This window comes from Frateuria aurantia DSM 6220 (assembly GCF_000242255.2).
In the GTDB taxonomy this organism is placed as follows: Bacteria; Pseudomonadota; Gammaproteobacteria; order Xanthomonadales; family Rhodanobacteraceae; genus Frateuria; species Frateuria aurantia.
The window spans coordinates 2,653,346-2,673,518 of sequence record NC_017033.1; the positions used below are offsets into that span (position 1 = coordinate 2,653,346).

Annotated in this window: 21 protein-coding genes, 1 tRNA gene and 1 pseudogene; 10 read left to right on the forward strand and 13 right to left on the reverse strand. The window is 64.0% G+C overall.

The annotated features are described in order from the left end of the window. Nucleotides 1–40: 40 nt before the first annotated feature. Nucleotides 41–559, reverse strand: coding sequence for an adenine phosphoribosyltransferase (locus FRAAU_RS12280; RefSeq protein ID WP_014403846.1), 519 nt, complete (start codon nucleotides 557–559; stop codon nucleotides 41–43). Nucleotides 560–677: 118 nt separating this feature from the next. Beyond that, complete coding sequence (locus FRAAU_RS12285; protein ID WP_014403847.1) at nucleotides 678–950, reverse strand: putative signal transducing protein; 273 nt, start codon at nucleotides 948–950, stop codon at nucleotides 678–680. A 105-nt stretch (nucleotides 951–1,055) separates the two neighbouring features. On the opposite strand from FRAAU_RS12285, the gene FRAAU_RS12290 reads away from it, so the two are divergent. Genes FRAAU_RS12290 through FRAAU_RS12300 form a run of 3 tightly spaced genes read left to right on the forward strand, consistent with a single transcriptional unit; the run spans nucleotide 1,056 to nucleotide 4,050 of the window. Beyond that, nucleotides 1,056–2,801, forward strand: a complete 1,746-nt coding sequence (locus FRAAU_RS12290; protein ID WP_014403848.1) for a glutamine--tRNA ligase/YqeY domain fusion protein — start codon at nucleotides 1,056–1,058, stop codon at nucleotides 2,799–2,801. Then, a complete protein-coding gene (locus FRAAU_RS12295; protein ID WP_014403849.1) occupies nucleotides 2,798–3,355 on the forward strand; it encodes a nucleoside deaminase in 558 nt (185 codons plus the stop codon). The genes FRAAU_RS12290 and FRAAU_RS12295 overlap by 4 nt, the downstream gene beginning before the upstream one ends. Further along, a complete protein-coding gene (locus tag FRAAU_RS12300) occupies nucleotides 3,352–4,050 on the forward strand; it encodes a TVP38/TMEM64 family protein (protein WP_041270572.1) in 699 nt (232 codons plus the stop codon). Before FRAAU_RS12295 ends, FRAAU_RS12300 begins: the two co-directional genes overlap by 4 nt. A gap of 121 nt (nucleotides 4,051–4,171) precedes the next feature. Here FRAAU_RS12300 and FRAAU_RS18035 read toward each other — a convergent pair. The 5 genes and pseudogenes from FRAAU_RS18035 to hflK form a co-directional block, all read right to left on the reverse strand. Then, nucleotides 4,172–4,351 (reverse strand): annotated as a pseudogene (locus FRAAU_RS18035) (NADPH-dependent FMN reductase); the annotation flags it as partial. 422 nt (nucleotides 4,352–4,773) lie between these two features. Next, nucleotides 4,774–6,066 carry an adenylosuccinate synthase gene (locus FRAAU_RS12305; protein ID WP_014403851.1) on the reverse strand — a complete coding sequence of 431 codons (1,293 nt, stop codon included), beginning with the start codon at nucleotides 6,064–6,066 and terminating at the stop codon, nucleotides 4,774–4,776. Between the two features lie 70 nt (nucleotides 6,067–6,136). Continuing rightward, nucleotides 6,137–6,304 (reverse strand): DUF2065 domain-containing protein, encoded by a 168-nt coding sequence (locus tag FRAAU_RS12310; RefSeq protein WP_245546381.1) that lies wholly within the window; start codon nucleotides 6,302–6,304, stop codon nucleotides 6,137–6,139. Between the two features lie 17 nt (nucleotides 6,305–6,321). Continuing rightward, complete coding sequence (gene hflC / locus FRAAU_RS12315; protein WP_014403853.1) at nucleotides 6,322–7,209, reverse strand: protease modulator HflC; 888 nt, start codon at nucleotides 7,207–7,209, stop codon at nucleotides 6,322–6,324. Next, entirely contained in the window at nucleotides 7,206–8,261 is a 1,056-nt protein-coding gene (gene hflK, locus FRAAU_RS12320; RefSeq protein ID WP_014403854.1) for an FtsH protease activity modulator HflK, read from the reverse strand. The genes hflC and hflK overlap by 4 nt, the downstream gene beginning before the upstream one ends. Before the next feature lie 589 nt (nucleotides 8,262–8,850). Here hflK and FRAAU_RS12330 point away from each other — a divergent pair. Beyond that, nucleotides 8,851–10,062 (forward strand): SMP-30/gluconolactonase/LRE family protein, encoded by a 1,212-nt coding sequence (locus FRAAU_RS12330; RefSeq protein ID WP_014403855.1) that lies wholly within the window; start codon nucleotides 8,851–8,853, stop codon nucleotides 10,060–10,062. A gap of 51 nt (nucleotides 10,063–10,113) precedes the next feature. Here FRAAU_RS12330 and FRAAU_RS12335 read toward each other — a convergent pair whose 3' ends face one another. Continuing rightward, nucleotides 10,114–10,620, reverse strand: a complete 507-nt coding sequence (locus tag FRAAU_RS12335) for a GlcG/HbpS family heme-binding protein (RefSeq protein WP_014403856.1) — start codon at nucleotides 10,618–10,620, stop codon at nucleotides 10,114–10,116. A gap of 106 nt (nucleotides 10,621–10,726) precedes the next feature. Next, nucleotides 10,727–12,811 (reverse strand): putative bifunctional diguanylate cyclase/phosphodiesterase, encoded by a 2,085-nt coding sequence (locus tag FRAAU_RS12340; RefSeq protein WP_014403857.1) that lies wholly within the window; start codon nucleotides 12,809–12,811, stop codon nucleotides 10,727–10,729. A gap of 404 nt (nucleotides 12,812–13,215) precedes the next feature. Between FRAAU_RS12340 and FRAAU_RS17270 the strand changes: the two genes are divergently transcribed. Beyond that, on the forward strand, nucleotides 13,216–13,608 hold the full coding sequence (locus FRAAU_RS17270; RefSeq protein ID WP_156803417.1) for a hypothetical protein: 393 nt from the start codon (nucleotides 13,216–13,218) through the stop codon (nucleotides 13,606–13,608). 32 nt (nucleotides 13,609–13,640) lie between these two features. After that, complete coding sequence (locus tag FRAAU_RS12345) at nucleotides 13,641–13,880, forward strand: hypothetical protein (RefSeq protein ID WP_156803418.1); 240 nt, start codon at nucleotides 13,641–13,643, stop codon at nucleotides 13,878–13,880. 267 nt (nucleotides 13,881–14,147) lie between these two features. On the opposite strand, the gene FRAAU_RS12350 is transcribed toward FRAAU_RS12345, so the two are convergent. Continuing rightward, nucleotides 14,148–14,237: transfer RNA gene (locus FRAAU_RS12350), tRNA-Ser, on the reverse strand. Between the two features lie 133 nt (nucleotides 14,238–14,370). On the opposite strand from FRAAU_RS12350, the gene FRAAU_RS12355 reads away from it, so the two are divergent. Beyond that, the gene (locus FRAAU_RS12355) at nucleotides 14,371–15,069 is read left to right on the forward strand and encodes a PP2C family protein-serine/threonine phosphatase (protein WP_014403858.1); all 699 of its coding nucleotides are present in this window, start codon (nucleotides 14,371–14,373) and stop codon (nucleotides 15,067–15,069) included. A gap of 21 nt (nucleotides 15,070–15,090) precedes the next feature. On the opposite strand, the gene dnaQ is transcribed toward FRAAU_RS12355, so the two are convergent. The 3 genes from dnaQ to FRAAU_RS16620 are packed head-to-tail and all read right to left on the reverse strand — an operon-like array spanning nucleotide 15,091 to nucleotide 17,054. Next, complete coding sequence (gene dnaQ / locus FRAAU_RS12360) at nucleotides 15,091–15,801, reverse strand: DNA polymerase III subunit epsilon (protein ID WP_014403859.1); 711 nt, start codon at nucleotides 15,799–15,801, stop codon at nucleotides 15,091–15,093. Then, nucleotides 15,798–16,247 (reverse strand): ribonuclease HI, encoded by a 450-nt coding sequence (gene rnhA / locus FRAAU_RS12365; protein WP_014403860.1) that lies wholly within the window; start codon nucleotides 16,245–16,247, stop codon nucleotides 15,798–15,800. Before rnhA ends, dnaQ begins: the two co-directional genes overlap by 4 nt. A 15-nt stretch (nucleotides 16,248–16,262) precedes the next feature. Continuing rightward, nucleotides 16,263–17,054: a class I SAM-dependent methyltransferase gene (locus FRAAU_RS16620; protein WP_014403861.1), complete on the reverse strand. Its 792-nt coding sequence runs from the start codon at nucleotides 17,052–17,054 to the stop codon at nucleotides 16,263–16,265. A 191-nt stretch (nucleotides 17,055–17,245) separates the two neighbouring features. On the opposite strand from FRAAU_RS16620, the gene gloB reads away from it, so the two are divergent. The 3 genes from gloB to FRAAU_RS12385 all read left to right on the forward strand — a co-directional run bounded on the left by gloB (nucleotide 17,246) and on the right by FRAAU_RS12385 (nucleotide 20,159). Beyond that, complete coding sequence (gene gloB / locus FRAAU_RS12375) at nucleotides 17,246–18,010, forward strand: hydroxyacylglutathione hydrolase (RefSeq protein WP_014403862.1); 765 nt, start codon at nucleotides 17,246–17,248, stop codon at nucleotides 18,008–18,010. After that, nucleotides 18,007–19,242 carry a transglycosylase SLT domain-containing protein gene (locus tag FRAAU_RS12380; protein ID WP_014403863.1) on the forward strand — a complete coding sequence of 412 codons (1,236 nt, stop codon included), beginning with the start codon at nucleotides 18,007–18,009 and terminating at the stop codon, nucleotides 19,240–19,242. Before gloB ends, FRAAU_RS12380 begins: the two co-directional genes overlap by 4 nt. A 134-nt stretch (nucleotides 19,243–19,376) precedes the next feature. Beyond that, nucleotides 19,377–20,159, forward strand: a complete 783-nt coding sequence (locus FRAAU_RS12385) for an enoyl-ACP reductase FabI (protein ID WP_014403864.1) — start codon at nucleotides 19,377–19,379, stop codon at nucleotides 20,157–20,159. Nucleotides 20,160–20,173: the final 14 nt, after the last annotated feature.

A 20,173-nucleotide genomic window follows, 5' to 3' on the forward strand; every position in this document is an offset into this window, starting at 1 on the left:
CATCTGCTGTGCGATGGCCGGCGGCGGACCGGTCACCGACTCAGTAATGCAGCAAGGCGTGAATATCGCTGCCGGCCGCCCAGCGCTGGCGGCCACCCAGGGCGTCCAGCTCCATCAGCACGCTGGCGCCGATCACACTGGCACCGACCGATTCCAGCAGACACCGGCCAGCGGCCAGTGTGCCGCCGGTAGCCAGCACATCATCGACCAGCAGGACCCGGCTGCCCGGCGTCAGCGCATCCTCGCGCACTTCCAGCCGGTCGCTGCCGTATTCCAGGTCATAGTCCAGCGCCCGTACCGGCGGCGGCAGTTTGCCGGGCTTGCGCAAGGGAACGAAACCCGCCTTCAGCTGCTGGGCCAGCGCCACGCCGAAGATGAAGCCGCGCGCTTCCAGCCCGGCCACCTGATCGATGGACTGGCCAGTCCAGGGCGCGGCCATGGCGGCGATGGCGGCCTGGAAGGCCTCGGCATCGGCCAGCAGCGGGGTGATGTCGCGGAAAGTAACGCCCAGCTTGGGATAGTCCGCCACGGAGCGGATCAGGGATTCGATGGAGTGCAAGAGAGGGTCCTGGTGAAACGGAAAGGATCGGCGCCGGGCCTTGGGCCGACATCGACGGACCGGCCATTTTAGCAAGCTGCGACGTGGGCCGGTATCAAGTCCCGGTGCCCGCCGGATTTCAGACGGAAACCGGGCCGCCGTGGGCGAACGGATCCTCGGCCAGTGCGGCCCGCCCCTCCGCCATCATCGCCTCGACCTCGGCCACCACCCCGCCAGCTTCTTCGGCCTGCAGCGGCGAGACCATCACCGTGACATAGTCCGTTGCCGGCAACTGGCCGACCGCGCCGGTCAGGTATTCGCCACTGACGAAGGCCGGAATGCCGGCGTGGTCCAGCGCGTCCTTGACCAGATGCGCATCCAGCATGTTTTCGGCACGATAGGCGATATGCATGACTTCACGCTAGCCCCGGATCGCGACCGGCGCAAGCCATGCCTGCGGGCCGGCCAAGTGGGTTAGACTTGCTCCTTTCGCCATTCATGCCACGAGCCAGTACCGATGTCCCATCCTGATTCTGTCCTTGAGCCGACTGCCGACAGCCAGCCCGGCACCGACTTTATCCGCCAGATCGTCCGCGATGATCTGGCTCGGGGCAGGCATGCCCGGATCCGGACACGCTTCCCGCCCGAGCCCAACGGCTATCTGCATATCGGCCATGCCAAGGCGATCTGCCTGAATTTCGGCATTGCCGGTGAAGTCCATGGCCTGTGCAATCTGCGGCTGGATGACACCAATCCCGGCAAGGAAGATCCCGAGTTCGTCCAGGGCATCAAGGACGACGTGGAATGGCTGGGCTATCGCTGGAGCGAGCTGCGCCACGCCTCGGACTATTTCGAGGTGTTCTACCAGGCCGCGCTGAAGCTGATCCGCGACGGCAAGGCCTATGTCGATGACCTTTCGGCCGAGGCGATGCGCGAATACCGCGGCACCCTGACCGAACCGGGCCGGCCCTCGCCCTTCCGCGAGCGCTCCGTCGAGGAAAACCTGGATCTGTTCCAGCGCATGCGCGCCGGCGAATTTGCCGACGGCAGCAAGACCCTGCGCGCGCGCATCGATATGCGTTCGGGCAATATGAATCTGCGCGATCCGGCCATCTATCGCATCCGCAAGGTCAGTCACCAGAACACTGGCGATGCCTGGCCGATCTATCCGATGTATGACTATGCACATTGCCTGTCGGATGCCCTGGAAGGCATCACCCACTCGCTGTGCACCCTGGAATTCGAAGACCATCGGCCCTTGTACGACTGGTTCGTCGACGCGGTGGATCTGGTCGGCCATCCCGAGCTGTGGCAAGGTCTGGCCCAGGCCGGCCTGCCGACCGCACCGGACAAGCCCCGCCAGATCGAATTTTCGCGCCTCAATCTGAGCTACAGCGTCACCAGCAAGCGCAAGCTGGCCCAGCTGGTCGCCGAAGGCCATGTCGGCGGCTGGGACGATCCGCGGATGAACACCTTGCGCGGCCTGCGCCGTCGCGGGGTGACGCCTGCCGCGATCCGCCGTCTGATCGAGCGGGTCGGCATCAGCAAGCAGAACAGCGTCATCGACTATGCGATCTTCGAGGCCTGCATCCGAGACGATCTGGATCAGGTCGCGCCACGTCGGATGGCGGTGCTGGACCCGCTGAAGCTGGTGATCGACAACCTTCCGGCCGGCCACGAGGAATCCATCCAGCTGGCCAACCATCCCAAGGATGAGCGTTTCGGCCAGCGCGAAGTCAAGTTCGGCCGCGAGCTGTGGATCGAGCGCGAGGATTTCGCCGAAGTTCCGCCCAAGGGCTTCAAGCGCCTGATTCCCGGTGGCGAAGTGCGCCTGCGCGGCATCGGCATCTTCCGCTGCGACGAGCTGGTACGGGATGCGGCCGGCGAGATCATCGAGCTGCACGGCACCCTTGATCCCGAATCGAGGGCCGGCATGGAGGGCTCCAACCGCAAGGTCAAGGGCACCATCCACTGGGTCAGCGCCGCGCATGCCGGCGCCGCCGAAGTGCGCGTCTATGACCGTCTGTTCAATGTGCCGGCACCGGATGACGAGGACTGGCTGAGTCACCTCAACCCCGAGGCCTTGCAGATCAAGCAGGGCTGGCTGGAACCGGCCGCCGCCGCCGCCGCACCCGAACAGCATTTCCAGTTCGAACGGATCGGCTATTTCAGTGCCGACCGCTATGATCATCGCCCCGAGCAGCCGGTGTTCAACCGCATCGTCACCTTGCGCGATGTATGGGCCCGTCAGGAGAAGGCATGACCCTGCCGACCGCGGTCAGTCTGCAACTGCCGGCATGGATCGGCGAGCTGGCGCAGGCCGGCAACCATCACCCGCGCGATGAAGACAAGGTCGGACTGGCGATCGCGCTGGCTGATGCCAATGTCCGCCATGGCAGCGGCGGTCCATTCGGCGCCGCCATCTTCGAAGGTGATACGCTGGTCGCTGTCGGGGTCAATCGGGTGGTGCCGCAGCACTGCTCGGTGGCCCATGCCGAAATGATGGTCTTCATGCTGGCACAGCAGCAGCTGCAGCGCTTTCGTCTCAACCAGGCCGGCGGCCCTTTCACCCTGGCCACCAGTGCCCAGCCTTGCTGCCAGTGCTATGGCGCCACGGTCTGGGCCGGGATCGACCGCCTGCTGATCGGCGCCCGCGCCGAGGATGTGGAACGTCTGGCCGGCTTTGACGAGGGCCCTCTGCCCGCGGGCTGGCAGGGCGAGCTGGAACAGCGCGGCATCCAGGTCCGTGGCGATATCCTGCGCGCCGAGGCCTGCGAGGTGCTGACCCGCTACCAGAGCATGGGGCCTGTCTATTGAAACGCCTGAAGGCGATGCTGCCGCTGCTGGCGCTGATCCTGGTCGGCGCGGCACTGTACGGCTCAGGCGCACTGGACGCCTTGCGGCCTGCCCAGCTGTTGGCGCATCAAAGTGAATTCAGGGCCGAACTGGCGGCTCATCCCTGGCTGTGCCGCGGCGCCTACGTGGCGCTGCTGACCCTGATCGTCGCCACCGGCATCCCCGGCAATATTCTGGTGATCATGGCCGGCGGCTTCGCCTTCGGCATCGTCCACGGCACGCTGTGGTCTTCCGCAGGGCTGACCCTGGGCTCGCTGGTACTGTTTCTGGCCAGCCGCTATGCCTTCGGCCATGGCGGCAAGCCGCCGGCCGCGATTGCCCGACTGCGCCAGGGCTATGAGCACCACCCGGTCAGTTACACCATGTTTCTGCGTCTGGTGCCGGTCGTTCCGTTTGGCCTGGTCACCGCCTGCCTGGCCTGGCTGCGCTGCCCGCTCTGGCTGTTCCTGAGCACGACCTGGCTGGGCGGCACCGTGATGCTGGTGTTCGAATGCTCGATGGGCGCGGGCCTGGGCCGTGCCCTCGCCGCCCATCCCGAGCACGGCCTCGCCGCCCTGCTGAACCCCCAGGTCCTGTGGCCGACCATCGGCATCCTGGTGCTGGCAGTGATCCCCCTGCTGATCCGCCGCAAGCGCTGTCCGGCACCGATGGACTGAACCCTCGCCGCCAAGCCGCCTCGACCGGCGGCCAAGACCTCGGCCATGTCCCGCAGCAGCGCCCGGCTGGCCATCGCGATTGACGGGTCAGCGCACATGCCGGCGACATCCAGATCAGGCCTCAGCAAGGGAGGGCAGATCGATGCAGGCTCGACCCGTTGCGCCCCCCCATAGTGACCAGGATTTCACGCAAAGCCGCATCCGCGTGATGGGCCCGAGGCGAGGCATTGAGCACGGCCACCGGCGTGCCGGCAACAGTCTCCAGCCCCACCAACCAGTCCAGCGCGTTTTTCAAGGCCCCGCTTACGCCATGAGCCTACTCCGGACTGGCGATCAGCAAGCCGTCTGCGGCCGTCACCCGCTGCCGCAGGCAGAAGCACCGGCTCGAGATCGGGATTGAACCAAGGCATGGACGCCAACCCTTCCCATAACTCAAGCCTGATCCCGCAGGGGCCAGCTCACGGATTGCCTGCAGCCATGTGCGGTTCACCTGAGCATCTCGGAGGCTGCCGCCGATGCCCGGCACATGCACTTCCCGGTCCGGCGGCGGCGATGCGGGACCTCCTGCCGGCTTCGCCGCCTTGCGCATCCTTTATGCTCCGCTGAACCGAAACACGGTCTAGCTGTGCGGCATCCTGTCGTTCCATAAAAAATGCCGGCCCCAAAGGACCGGCATGCGATATCAACCGGGCACGGGACTGGCCCCGCGCCCTTCCCCGCGCATCAGGCGAAGGGATCATCCAGGATGATGGTGTCTTCGCGATCGGCACCGGTGGCGACGAGGGCCAGGCTGCAGCCGGACAGCTCTTCCACGGCGCGCAGATAGGCACGGGCAGCGGCAGGCAGCTTGTCCCATTCGCGGATGCCGGCGGTGGACTCTTCCCAGCCCGGGAACTCCAGGTAGACCGGCTTGCACTCGGCCCAGCCATCGGCATCCAGCGGAGCCAGGTCACGGCGCTTGCCGCGATATTCATAGGCGATGCAGACCTTGATCGACGGCAGGCCGTCCAGCACGTCCAGCTTGGTGATCGCCAGACCGTTGATGCCGTTGATCTGCACGGCGCGCTTCAGCGCCACCAGGTCGATCCAGCCGCAGCGACGGGGGCGGCCGGTGACGGCACCGAATTCGTTGCCCTTCTTGCGGATGGTTTCGCCCATCTCGTCATGCAGCTCGGTCGGGAACGGACCGCCGCCGACGCGGGTCGCGTAGGCCTTGCAGATGCCCAGCACGTAATCGATATCGCCAGCGCCGACGCCGGTACCGGCCAAGGCGCCGCCCACGGTGGTGTTGGACGAGGTCACATAGGGATAGGTGCCGTGATCGATGTCCAGCAGAGTGCCCTGGGCACCTTCGAACAGGATATTGCCGCCCTCCTTGCGCACGTCGTGCAGGATGGTGGCCACGTCATCGACCAGCGGACGCAGATACTCGCCCCACTGCAGGGCTTCATCCAGAACGGTCTGGTAGTCGACCGGCTCGGCCTTCAGCCACTGGGTCAGAATGAAGTTGTGATAGTCGACGGCGGTACGGATTTTTTCCGGCAGCTCGTTCGGATACATCAGATCGGCAACGCGAATCGAGCGACGGGCAACCTTGTCCTCGTAGGCCGGGCCGATACCACGACCGGTGGTGCCGATGGCCTTGCCGCCGGCGGCGATTTCGCGCGCTTTGTCGACCGCGATGTGATACGGCATGATCAGCGGCGTGGCCGGGCTGACCCGCAGACGCGAACGGACATCGACGCCGTTGGCCTCGAGCTCGCCCACTTCCTGCATCAGAGCCGCCGGGGACAGCACCACGCCGTTGCCGATCAGGCACTGCGCATCTTCACGCAGAATGCCCGAGGGAATCAGACGCAGCACGGTCTTCTTGCCCTTGATGACCAAGGTGTGACCGGCGTTGTGGCCGCCCTGGAAGCGTGCGACCGCACTGACCCGCTCGGTCAGCAGATCGACGATCTTGCCCTTGCCTTCGTCGCCCCATTGGGCGCCCAAAATTACTACTGATTTACCCATGATGCTCTCGCTCAGCTAATGGGGCTCCGCCATACGGAAGAACCACAAAGAAAAATTCGTCTGGCCTGATTCAGCGGAGAATCCGCAACAGCATCAGGCCCACCATGATCATGCCACCACCGATCCACCGCAGCCGCCGTGGATCGAGGTTTGAAGCGTTGCGCATCGCCGCCTGCCATGGTCCGGGCACTGCAAACAGCAGCAGGCCCTCGACCGCCACCATCAAACCCGCGGCCAACCCCAGCTCATGCCACATTACTTGGACGGATCGCGTACGGCTGTCGCCGCTGCCGCGCCCGCCTCCATCGTCTTCAGAAAAGCCGAATCCGGACGCAGTATCCACACATTGCCACCCTGGCCAAAGGCCGTGCGATAAGCCTGCAGGCCTTGATAGAACGCGAAGAATTCGGGTTCCTGAGCTGCGGCTGCCGCCTCGATCTGCAAGGCCTTGGCCTCACCCTCGCCACGCAGGCGCGAGGCCTGGGTGCGTGCGTCGGCGACCTGCCCGCGGGCGGCTTGGTCCGCATCGGCGCGGATCTTGTCCGCCGCCGCCTGACCTTGAGCGCGCAGCTCTGTCGCAATCCGTGCCTGACTCGCCTGCATGCCCTTGTAGACCTGCTCCAGCGCCGAATCCGGCACCGAGATCTGGCGCAATTGGAGGTCGTCGACCTTCACGCCGAAACGACTGTCAAGCTGGTCGGCCAAGGTCTTGGCGGTCGTCCCGAACAGCGTCTCGGCCGGCAATGCCACCAACTGCGACAGCGAATACGCCTTGACCCGCCCGCGCAGCTGCTCGTCAACCCACTGCCGCAACTGGGAGGCCACCGCCTGCGGCGAAGCATCGGCCGCCAGAAAACGACGGCTGTCGCGCACCTGCCAGGTCAGCACGACATCCAGATTCACCGGCTGACCGTCGTTCGTCTGCTGCGCAATCTCCGCGGTACCGGTGGACTGCACCCGCGTATCCACTGTCTCGACCTGCTGCAGCAACGGCCATTTGAAATGCAGACCCGGAGCCTCGTCGATGCGGACCGGGCGGCCGAACTGGCTGACCACGCCCAGATGACCTTCGTCCACCACATAGACGCCGGCATAACCCAGCATCACCACCAGCAGCGCGATAATCAGCGAAAACGGTTTCATGGCTGCTTGTCCTTGACCTCGGGGGCGGGTGCTGCGCTGGAGCCGGCACTGGCCGGTCCCGCCCCGCGCCCGCCGACCGACAGATGGATCACCGTCTGGCCGGAACTGTCCACGACCTTGGCATTGGCGGCAAGGACCTGCCCGCTTGCGGCCAGCCACAGGCTGTGACGCGTCAGGGCCGGGTTCTGGCGATAAGCCGGCAGCAAGGCAGCAAATCCGGCGACATCACTCTGCGCACGCGCAATGGACTCGCTCTGCTCGGCACGAGCCGCTTCCAGCAGACGCTGCGCATCGACCTGTGCCGACGCCTGCACCTTGGAAGCATAGGTCCGGGCCTGATCCTGCAAGACATCGGACTCGTCACGAGCCGAACTGATGGCCGCATAGGCCTCGTGCACCGCCGCAGGCGGCTCCACACTCTGGATTTCGATGGTCATCAACTGCAGGCCGACCGGGGTCCGGTCAACCACCTTCTGCACGGCCGCCCGCAGCGGCGGGGCCAAGTCGCCCCGCGGCGTTCCCAGTACCTGATCGAGGCTGTGGCGGCCGACCAGTGCGCGCAATTGCGAGTCCACCGCGCTGCGCAGCACTGATACCGGCGAGTCTGCCGCAAACAGATACCGACGTGCATCCGAGACCTGGTATTGCATGGTGAAACGCACTTCGACCAGCCCCCGATCCGTGGTCAGGGCATGGACCGTGCCGGATTCGGCCCGCAACTCGGCCAGATTGACCTTGGTCACGGTTTCCAGCGGGCGCGGCAGGCGCAGATGAAGGCCCGGTCCGAGGCTGCGCGCATAATATCCGAAGCGCTGCACGATGCCGGTCTGACCGTTGTCGATGCGGACCTGGCTGGACACCAGCAACCATGACACCACCACGGCCAGCAACAGTCCGATGATGCTGCCCGAACGGCTGGGAAGCTTGCCCAGCTTCGCTTTCAGCGTTCGCAGCAACTGTTCCAGCCCACCGCCACCACCGCCAGACGGAGGGCGGCCGGGCGGCTTGCTCCAAGGATCGCGTGAGCCCTTGCCGGGTTCATTCCAAGCCAATTTCAGTCTCCTAGGCGTAGCCATCGCGACAACTGTCCAACCCTTCCCGCCACCAGACGGCCGGGCGGATCGAACCACTATTGTCGCAAACGGCCATGGGGCCGTCGCCTGCGACAGACGAGACTGACCATTCTAGCAAAGCCGGCCTGCCCCGTCCTAGAGATGCCTTGATCAATCTCCCATCCCCGGCATACCCCGGTCAGCCCCTGCCGCCATGGCGCCCTGACCGCGCTGGCATCTGACGCCCTGCGAAGCCGGCCGAGCCTCAGGAACACCGCTTCGCATCGACACTGTCCCGGTCCGGCCCCGCAGGACGGGAATTCGGATCCCGTGGATGCAGTCGAATGTCGCGGCAATGCCATCGGTCATGGGGACCGACGAGGAATACCCATGACGGAACGCCTTGAGAGAGCTGACCTCGCCGAGCGCTTGTTCCCGTACCAAGTCCCGCCCGAATCATGGCGCAATTTGTCGCACTTACAGGTTGGTGCGACAATGCGACACGACTTGAATCGTGACAAATTCGACTAAACCGCAGGTCTCTCATGCAGCGGCCTGCCTGCTTCCAGCTTTACCAAGGAAATCATTGATGTCCAGGCCCGCCGCTCCCCACCCCGATCCCGTTCGCCGTCGCCTGCTGCAAGGTGCCGCCGGCCTCGGGCTGGCCAGCCTTGCACCCGCCAGCTTGTTCGCCACCGAACGATCCGGGCTGAAACCGCCCAGCGTCGTCACCCAGCCGCCGCGGCAATGGGGCCCGGATGCCCCGCCTTCCTTTATCCCCGACCCCGATGTCATCGCGCTCGATCCGTCATTCAAGAATCTGGCGTATTTCTCGGGCGAACTGCGGCGGGTCTGGACCGGGCATGGCTGGGTGGAAGGTCCGGCCTGGAATTCGGAAGGTCGCTTCCTGCTGTTCAGCAATACCATGGACAGCCGCCAGTACCGCTATCTGTGGGAGACCGGTGAGGTCACGGTCTTCCGCCCCGAGGCCTATCACCCCAATGGCAATACCTATGACTTCGAAGGCCGCCAGATCACCTGCGAACACCAGTTCCGTCGGGTGATCCGCTGGGAGCATGACGGCTCCGCCACGGTATTGGCTGACCATTGGGGCCGGGATACGCCCTTCAACTCACCCAACGACGTGGTCGTGCATCGCGACGGAAGCATCTGGTTCACCGACCCGGCCTACGGCGATACGCTGGCCGAGGGACATGTGGATGAACCCGGCGGCGCGGCCAATCCGCAAGGCCTGCTGCACTGGCGCCTGGGCGATGAAACCACCGGCGCCATGGGTGGACGGCGTCGTCAGCCCGACCATACGTTCCGGATCGATCCCAGTGGCCGGGTCGATGCGGTCCTCGACCAGAGCCTGGTGGCCGACCCCAACGGCATCTGCTTTTCCCCCGACTACCGGACACTCTACGTGGTGTCCACGCCCGCGGCTGTCGGTCAGCAGGGGCCGGGTGGCGATCAGGCCATTCATGCCTTCGATCTCGACGGCAGCCGGATTTCCCGGCCGCGGATCTTTACCGACATGAAGTTCCAGGGCGTGCAGATGAACCCTGACGGCATCCGCGCCGACGTCTACGGCAATCTATGGTGTGGCGCCTCAGGGCCGCTGGGCTTGTGCGGCGTATTCGTGTTCAACCCCGCCGGCAAGCTGATCGGCCGGATCCGCCTGCCCCAGGGCTGCTCGAACCTGACCTTTGGCGGCCCACAGCGCGATCATCTGTTTATGTGCGCCGCCCAGTCGCTGTACGTGCTGCAACTGGAAACCCAGGGCGCCGGTCCGGCCTGATTCCGATGCACCGGGCCGGCCGACCGCCGGCCCGGTACGACAACCGCAGGCTCAGAGCTCGGGCTTGAGCCGGGCCAGGGCCGAGGCCGCGCAGGCCTCGTCCTTGTCGCCTCCGGGAGCGCCAGATACTCCCAGCCCGCCGATGACTTCCCCCTTGGCCGTGCGGATGGTCACCCCGCCGGGAATGAACAGCACCTCCGGCACGGTATTGAGCGCGCCATTGGCCGGACCATCCTGATGGGCGGCAATGATTTCGCTGGTGGCATTCTTGTCAAAAGCCTGGCCGTACGAATAAGCCGTATAGGCCTTGCGATAGGCTACCGACAGCGACTGCAGGGGTACCGTATCCCCCTTCACTACGGCCTGCTGGTGACCGCTTGGATCCACCACCGCGGCGGTGACCGACCAGCCGCGATCGGCACAGATCTGCACCGCGTCCGTAGCCAGAGTCGCCGCCGTCCTCCATGGCAGCTTGTGCACCGTGACCAGAGGCACCGCCGCCATGCCTGCCACCGGCAGCAGGCCGATCAACCCAGCAAGACACCATCGCTTTATCATCCGCAGTCTCCTTGGCAGTGAAGCAGGCATGGACCGGGCCACCGCCGTCGTGGCGTGATCCCGCTCCCATCCAGCCTATACCGGGCCACCCCGGCAGGGAACCACTCTATCTGACCTGCAGCCATTCCTCGGACGGTATCGGCTCCAGCAGCAGCCCCAGTCCCTGCAAGCTGACCGGGAGGCCCGAAAACGGCCCCTGCACCGCATCGCAGCCCAGGGCACGCAACAGATTCAGCTGCACCACATTCTCGACGCCCTCGGCCACCACCGTCATCTTCAACGAATGGGCCAGGGTAATGATCGCCTCTGCCACGACGGCCCCTTGCCGCATATCCGCCGCCAGCTCCTTGACCAGCAGACCGTCGATCTTCAACTGGCTGGCCCCCAGCCTGGGCAGAAAGGCCAGACTGGAGCGGCCGATGCCGAAGCCGCTGATCGCGATCTGGAAACCGGCCCGCTGCAGATCCTGGACCCGCTGCACACTGCGCACCGGATCCTCCATCATCAAGGACTCGGAGACTTCGAAAACCACGGACTCGGGCTGAACCTGCTCGGCCTCCAGGATCTCCAGGGCGCGCTCGAGCAACTGCGGATGCAGCCATTGCGCGGGAGTCAGGGGCACGCTCACTTTGACCATGGCTACGCCTGCCTCGGCCAAGGCATGCAATTCACGGCAGGTCTTGCGCAACAACCAGTCACCCAATTCATTGCCCTGCCCTGCCCGTTCCGCCATCGGCAGCCACTCTTCGGAACTGATCCGACCCAGCACCGAGTCCGCATATTGCGGTATGGCCACTGCCCCGAGCACCCGTGCGCCCAGCACGTCGAACTGGGGGTAGAAGGTCAATTCCAGCTGGTCCCCGGCCAGCGCCTGCATCACGCCCGAGCGTATCCGCTCCAGGCGACGCTCCGAATCCTCCATCCCGGGCTCGAAAAAGCGGTACTGTCCGCGCCCGCTGCGCTTGGCAACATACATGGCCGCATCGGCTTTGCGAATCAGGGTATCGGCATCGTGGCCATCGCCCGGAAACATCGCGATCCCGGTGCTTGGCATCACATTGCAGCCCAGCCCGTCCAGTCCTCCCGCCGCGCGGATGGGCTCCAGCAGGGATTCCACCCAGGCCACCACCACCTCGGCACCTTCCAGATCTTCCAGCAGCAGCACGAATTCGTCGCCGCCGATCCTGGCCACGGTCCCCGTCTCCGGCAGCAACGCCTTCAGACGGGCGGCAAAGGTCCGCAGCAACTGATCCCCTGCGGCATGACCCGCCGAATCATTGACCGCCTTGAAGCCATCCAGATCGAAAAACAGCACCGCCAGCAGACGATCAGCCGCAGCCGCCTCGACAATGGCCAGCTCCATCCGCTCCAGCAGCACTCCGCGATGAGGCAACTGGGTCAGCAGATCCAGCTTGCCGGCCTGTCCGATCTGATGATTGAGCTTGGACAAGGCTCCCGCCAGCGCCTGATGCCGCACCTCGAAACGCGAGGTCAACAAGGCGACCACCGACATCGCCACCACGACCAGCGAGACCAGCCCCCCCAGCCAGGAAGCATGAATGCCGTGCGCCGAACCGCATATGCTGCCCACCGGGAATGTGGCTGCATACATGCCCACATAATGCATGCCGGCAATGCCGATGGCCATGCACACGGCCGCCAGCAAACGCTTGCGGACAAGGTTCACGACTTCAGAGCGACACAGTGCGCGGGCCAACGACAAGGCCGCGAGCGAAGCCACGAATGCGATCAGCAGCGAAAGCAGGACCAGGCCGGTGTGATACTGAATCGCCGGATGCATCTCCATCGCCGCCATGCCGCTGTAATGCATGCCGGCCACACCTCCAGCCATCAGGATCGCGCTGCCGACCAGACTCAGACGCCCCAGATCCGGCGCCACGGCAACGCGCAAGGCAAAAAAAGAAACCAGGATCGCGATCAGCAGGGACAGCGCCGTAATCAGCGGGTCATATCCCATGGGAATCGGCAGGACAAAAGCCAGCATGCCGATGAAATGCATCGACCACACGCCGCAACCCATGGTGACCGCGCCTCCCGCCAGCCAGCGCCTGCGACTGCGCAAACCCGACAGCAAGGCGATCCGACCGGAAAAATCGAGCGCGGTATACGAAGCCAATACGGCGACCAGCAAGGAAAGCATTACCAGGTAAGGATCAAAATAGCTTGGCATGGTCAATTCCACCCGCGATATCTCCACCAGCTCGAACAACCGGCCCGTCCCATCTCCACTCCTCTCGACGGACTTGCCCGCTGCAACTCAATGCGAACCATTCCGGACCGCCGACCGCGGCCGCTGTCCAGGCATGTGATTGCAACCTGTCGCGGCCAAACGGGCTGGCTGGAATGCCGACTGATCATGCCACGACAATGTGTCGCACGCCACGTATAAACAGACAGTTCGCACGCTTTTCGGCGCTGGTGCCCGACATTACCGCAGCCGAGTTCATGCATCTCGTTCCGCGATGTATCCATTCCCCGATCATGCGTCGACGCTCAGCGGTTTCATGAGGCCGTACCTCCCGAGACAGCCCCCCCCCCCTTCGGCCCTAAGGCAAGGCAATTCACTGATTCTGCGTGAATCATCCAATGTATCCCCATGAAAGATCATGCCATCAGATCATCGATCAACAGCAGCCATCTTTCGTTATTTTTCAAAACGAATACAAGTCAAAAACATCATTCAAGCCTGGAAATAAACAATCAAGCATGAAACAAGACATTTTCAAAATATTATCCGCATCACTCCCAAAGAGGCTTGATGAACGTAAATACTTGCATTTACGCCATGGCAGCGGCACCAAAGACACAAGTTTCCACGCTGGATCAGGTCAGGAGGCAACATGCCCGCCGATTATCAAAAGCGCATCCCTCCATCACCATTGGCACGACGCCGATTTCTGCCCATTCCCGTGGCTGGATGATGGGCATCGCCTTCCGATGCAAAAACCGCCCGCAATCCCGTTCTGACCATGGTTGCACCTGCAGCGTGCACATGCTTCATGCAAACCATTGATTCAATGATGTCGGTCGCGATGTCTGGTGAGTTTTTCCTTGGCTTTCTGAAGGAGCGCTGGCAGCAGCGGGGCAACCATCTTCGATTTGGGCACGGCCGTGCCTTTCGATGCTTGCCGACGATTGAGCACACCTCAACCGAAGCCAGCCTGCATCGCCTTTATGCCGCCACCGGATACCCATCAAAGATGGCCATCTCATCCAGCCGCTGTCCGTATCGACGGTGATGGAAACCCACGAAGGCGAACTCAATATCTTGTGCACATTCCCCATGGCCCAGCTGTGGGCCATGGGGACACCCCCTGGGCCTGGGCGCGGCGCCGTCTGCTGATCGGATGCCAGCAAGAGACCTAGACGGCAGGCCGACTGGATCTGGCGGATCTGAGTCCGGAGTGATCCCTTGCCCACCTCGCAAGGCATGCCTCGCTTCGAGACCGCGCAACGAAAAACGCCCGACGATCCGGAGATCATCAGGCGTTTTCGGCTTTCTCAGCTGGCGGAGAGGGTGGGATTCGAACCCACGGTACGCTTGCACGTACGCCTGATTTCGAGTCAGGTACATTCGACCACTCTGCCACCTCTCCGTGATCGACCCTGCAAATCTCTTTGCGGGAGCCGTGCATCATACGTGCAGAAATCGAACTTGGCAACTGTTGATGTTTGGACAATGTTCCGGGCTTGCGGCATGCTGGAGCTTCCAGCGACGTAGCAGGCATCATGATCGAATTTGGCCACGCAACCCATGCCGGTTTACGGCGGGTCCGCAATGAAGATACTTATTATGCCGATGCCGGCAGCGGCCTGTTTCTGGTCGCCGACGGCATGGGCGGACGGCATCGCGGCGAGGCGGCATCGGCCATGGCGCGCGAAGTGGTGGTGGACCTGCTGCAGCGGAACCAGGAGCTGGGCGAGGCCATCCGTTGCGCGCATCGCCGGCTGCACGAGTGGAGCCTGTCCTGTCGCGACGGGCTGCCGCGTGGTGCATCGCTGGCCGCCCTGCAGGTACGTGACGAAGGCTATGAACTGGCCTGGGTCGGCGACAGCCGCATCTATCTGTGGCGAGGCGGTCAACTGATCCGCATCAGCCAGACCGCCACAGCGCCCGATACCCGACCGACAGGGCGCAACAGTCCGCGTCAGCCCCCCGCCACGGCTTCCACTCCAGCCACCCATGCGCTGGGCGTCACCGGGCTGCAGGAATTGCATATCGGCTCGGCCTCGGGACGTACCCAGCGAGGTGACAGCTTCCTGCTTTGCACCGACGGGCTGACCGAGGAGGTCAGCGAGGCCCAGCTCGGCCATGTGCTGCGCCGGCATGATCTGGCGGCGCAGGAATGCGTCGAACATCTGCTGCTGCAAGCGCTCGAGCATGGAGGCCATGACAACATCACGGCCGTACTGACCCGCTTCAGCTGAGCCCCGCTCAGCCTCGCGGGTTCAATCCTGCCATCGTCGCCACAGACTTTCGCCCCCTGCCGACTTGTCCAGAGCCGTCAACCGGGCCTCATGCCGGGCCAGCTCGGCCTCACTGGCCCGCAGTATCCGTGGCCGCCGGCTCAGGTTGATGGGTTTGGCGACCTCATGGTCAGCACCGCCCTGCTCGCCTTCGAAGCCCAGATCCAGGGCTACCTGCCCCGAGGTCATCGCCAGATAGACATCAGCCAGCAACTGGGCGTCGATCAGGCCCCCGTGCAGATCACGGCGTGAATTGTCCACGCCCAGGCGTTTGCAGAGCGCGTCCAGGCTGTTGCGCTGTCCCGGATATCGGGTTCGCGCCATGGCCAGGGTATCGAGCACCGGACAATAGTCGCTGATCTGGCCCCATTGGGTGCCGGCACGGGCCAGCTCGGCATTGAGGAAGCCCACGTCGAAGCTGGCGTTGTGGATGATCAGCTCGGAACCGCGGACAAACGCCAGAAACGGCTCGATGACTTCCGGGAAGCGAGGCTTGTCGAGCAGGAATTCATCTTCGATGCCGGTGACCTGGCGGGCCCCCTCATCAATCGCCCGATCCGGATTGAGATAGGTCTGGAACGTCTTGCCGGTAGGCCGCCGCTCGATCATCTCGACACAGGCGATTTCGATCAGACGGTGTCCTTGACGGACTTCCAGACCGGTGGTCTCGGTATCCAGCACGACCTGTCTCATGCCTTCGCCCCTTCCTTGAACCGGATCGCCTGTTCGCGTGCAGCGTCATCCACCAGTTCGTTTTCGGCATGCCCGGCATGCCCCTTGACCCATTCCCAGCGAATCTGATGCCGACCCGCCGCAGCATCCAGCCGCTCCCAGAGATCCTGGTTCTTGACCGGTTTGCGATCCGCCGTTTTCCAGCCGTTGGCGCGCCAACGCGGCACCCACTGCTCAATGCCCTGCATCACATATTTCGAATCCGTCACCAGCCGGACCTGGCAGGCACGATTCAGCGCTTCGAGCGCGGCAATCGCGCCCATCAGTTCCATCCGGTTGTTGGTGGTATCGGCCTCACCGCCGGCAAGCAGGCGCTGCTTGCCCTGGCTGCGCAGCAAGGCAGCCCAGCCGCCGGGTCCGGGATTGCCCAGACAGGCACCATCGGTAAATGCTTCAACTTCAGTCATGAAACCGCTTATGCATCAGGAGGGGGGAAGGGTCCGGCCCGAGACACCGCCAGGGGCATCGCGCCGAATCTCTGCTGGCAGAAGTTTACACGCGCCCATGCCCCGATTGAGTACCGCGACATCAGGCACCTCATGCAACGTGCTGGTCTGGACGGCGGCCAAGCGGCCGCCCTCGGCTCGTCGACTGGCGGCCAGCCGGGTCACGAATGGCAGAATCTGGGCCCGCTCCTTGCGCGCCACCAGCACATACACACCACCCAGGCGGTTGCGCCGCTGCTGGTCGCCACGCGCCCTGGGCCAGCAACTGCCTTGCCGCCAGTGGTCGGACACCGGCATGCCGGAGAGCCTCAAAGCGAGGCGCAACAACCAGGGGGCCTGCAAACGACCGCCCTCGCCCAGCCCGTACCGGCTCCATGCGGCCCAGCCACTGACCGGATGCAGGCCACTGACCACCAAGGTTCCCCCCGGTGCCAGCAGGCGTATCACCGTCGCCAGCAGCTGTGCCGGATGAGAGCTGCGATCCAGAGCATGCTTGAGCCAGACCAGATCCAGGCTTTCATCGGCAAATGGCAACGGCGCGGCCGCATCCAGGCTCAAGTCACCGCGGCAACCGTCCCGGTCCAGATGCAGACAGACCCAGTGCGGCAGCAGCGGCAACGACGGTGGCGGATCAGCCTCGAAAGCACCCAGCTGCAAGGCATGACTGCCGGCGCAGGATCGCAGGCCCGCCGACACCACGCCCCGTTCGGCCACGGCCAGTCGCTCCATGAGTGGATGCCGGTAGAGATCTTGCTGCCGATTCAACATCACCGTCCTCATGTCAGCCTGAATGCCAGTGCCATGCTGCGAGACGCAAATCACCGAAACTGAAGCCGGCCCCGCTGTCCCGGCCGGGATTAACGCCTATCTAACGAGTCCGGGGAAATCGGCCGATATAGTTGGCTGCTGACATCTACGCGTTCAACCGCACACCTCGGCCATTTGAAGGAGCTCGTCCGGTGCAGCTTACCGCCATTCCATCGCTGACTGACAACTATATCTGGCTGCTGTCAGATGCACAGGGCCAGGCCGTGGTCGTTGATCCGGGCGAGTCCGCGCCAGTGGAGCGGCATCTGCAGGCACATGGTCTGAGCCTGCGCGCGATTCTGCTGACCCACCACCACGACGACCACATCAAGGGGGCGGCGGCACTGCAGATGAACCACCACTCCGCCGTCTATGCGCCGCATGATCCGCGCATCGACCTGATCGGCCATCGCGTCAGCGATGGTGATCTGATCAGCCTGGAGTCACCGGCTCTGACCCTGCGGGTGATGGGCGTGCCTGGACACACCCTCAGCCATATCGCCTACTGCGGCGATGGCAAACTGTTCTGTGGCGACACCTTGTTCAGTCTGGGCTGCGGCCGTCTGTTCGAGGGACAGCCGGAACAGATGCTGGCCTCGCTGGATCGCTTTGCCGAACTGCCCGCTGACACGCTGGTCTGCGCGGCGCACGAATATACCGCCGCCAACGGTCGGTTCGCCTTGAGTGTCGATCCGGCCAATCCTGCCCTGCAGCAACGGGTCCGGGACGTTGATCTGTTGCGCGCAGAACATCTGCCCAGCCTGCCGGTGAGCCTGGCCAGCGAACGTCAGACCAATCCGTTTCTGCGAGTCGATGATCCGGCGGTGATCGACTGGTGCCGGCACCACGGTGCCGCCGAGTCCAGGGTGTCGCGTTTTGCCGCCTTGCGCCAGGCCAAGGATCATTTCACGGCATGAAATCATCTCTGCCTCAGAGCGCAGGCATTGCGCTGCTGGGACTTTGGCTGAGCGCCTGCACACCGACCGCCACGACACACCCATCCCGCCCGGACCAGCCTCCCGCCGAATCCGCGGCCCGACCCGCATTGATGGAGCCGCCCGGTACTCTGGCCCCCGTCAAGGTAACCGCCGACCGGATTCCCGAGCCGGTAGCGACCGACCTTTGGCAGGATTTGCGCAACAGCTTCGTGATGGATGACTGCGGTGGCGAGCAGCGGCAGGACGTCGATCACTGGGCCCATCTGTTTACTGAAAGTCCGAACCGCTTCGAAGCCAATCTGCGACGTGCCCTTCCCAGTCTGCGCTATATCCAGCAGATTGCCAGCCAGCGCGGCATGCCTGGTGAATTCGTGCTGCTGCCCTGGGTGGAAAGTCATTATCTGCCCGTGTTCAGCCGCCGCAACCGACCGGTCGGCATGTGGCAGATCATGCCGGACACCGCCAGGACCATGGGTTTGCAGGTGGGACACCATTACGATGCCCGACTGGACACGGCCGCTACCACCGAGGCGATCTTCGACCTGATCGCCGGGTATTACCAGCAGTACCATGACTGGCGACTGGCCGATTACGCCTTCAACAGCGGCACGGGCACGATCAATCGACTGCTGGCCCGGCATGGCCCTGCTTCAGCACAAGAGTCCATTCCCAGCCTGCCGGTACATCGCGGCACTCGGGAACACCTGGTCAAGCTGATGGCCATCGCCTGCGTGATACGTCACCCCGAAGCCTATGGGGTGGAACTTCCGCACCTGGCACCATCTCAGCGACTGGAGCCGGTGGTCATCCCCAAGGCCATGCCGGTGGCCGAAGCCGCGGCCAAGGCCGGACTGCCGGAAGAAACCCTGACCCAGCTAAATTCCGCCTTTCTGGACGGAACCATCGACCCCAGCCGCAGCGAGACGCTGCTGCTGCCTCGGGCCAATGTGCAACGCTGGTATGACACCGACCCGAGCATGCAGAGCTGGCCGTCGTCCGGCGCCGAAGACCATGCGGCCGAGCGCGCCGCACCAGCCTCGCCTGATACCCGACATGCGCTGCGCAAGCGCCATTGCACGGTGAAACGCGGCGACACCTTGTCGGGTATCGCCCACCGCCATCATGTCAGCACGCAGCAGCTGATCCGCTGGAACCATCTGGGCAAGCGCCCTCTGAAACCTGGCCAGATCCTCCGGCTGGAGCCACGCTGAGCAAGGGCCGGCATCACCTCATCCATACGCGCACGCACAGTAAATCCTGTCATGACAAGGGTCTGCCGCCCTCCGGGCCTGATAGAATTGGAAGGCCCGGCCACTTGGCCGACCATTCAACCTCTGGAGGAAACATGGGATTTTTGCACGGCAAGCGTGCCCTTATCGTCGGCATCGCCAGCCAGCGCTCAATCGCCTGGGGCATAGCCAATGCCATGCATCGTGAAGGTGCGCAGCTCGCGTTCACCTATCAGAACGACCGCTTGAAAGATCGCGTCGAAGAAGCCGCCAATGCCTTCGGCTCGAATATCGTGCTGCCCTGCGATGTCGCTCAGGACGAGCAGATCGATCAGCTGTACACCGACCTGGCCAAGCACTGGGACGGCTTCGACATTCTGGTCCACTCGGTCGGTTTCGCGCCTCGCGAAGCGCTGCAGGGCCAGTATCTGGACAATCTGACCCGCGAGAACTTCAATATCGCCCATGACGTGTCCAGCTACAGCCTGGCCGCTCTGGCCAAGGCCGCACGTCCGATGATGGCCAACCGCAACAGCTCGATCCTGACCTTGAGCTATCTGGGCGCCGAGCGGGCACTGGCCAACTACAATGTGATGGGCCTGGCCAAGGCCAGCCTGGAAGCCAATGTCCGTTACCTGGCCTACAACCTGGGACCGGAAGGCACCCGCGTGAACGCGATCTCCGCCGGTCCGATCAAGACCCTGGCAGCCGCCGGCATCGCCAACTTCCGCAAGATGCTGGACCACGTCGAAGAGAACACCCCGCTGCGCCGCAGCGTCACCATCGACGACGTCGGCAATGCCGCCGCCTTCCTGTGCTCGGATCTGGCCGCAGGCATTACCGGCGAGATCACCCATGTGGACGCCGGCTACAGCACCCTGGGCATGACCGGCATCTGATCGCCGTCAGCCAT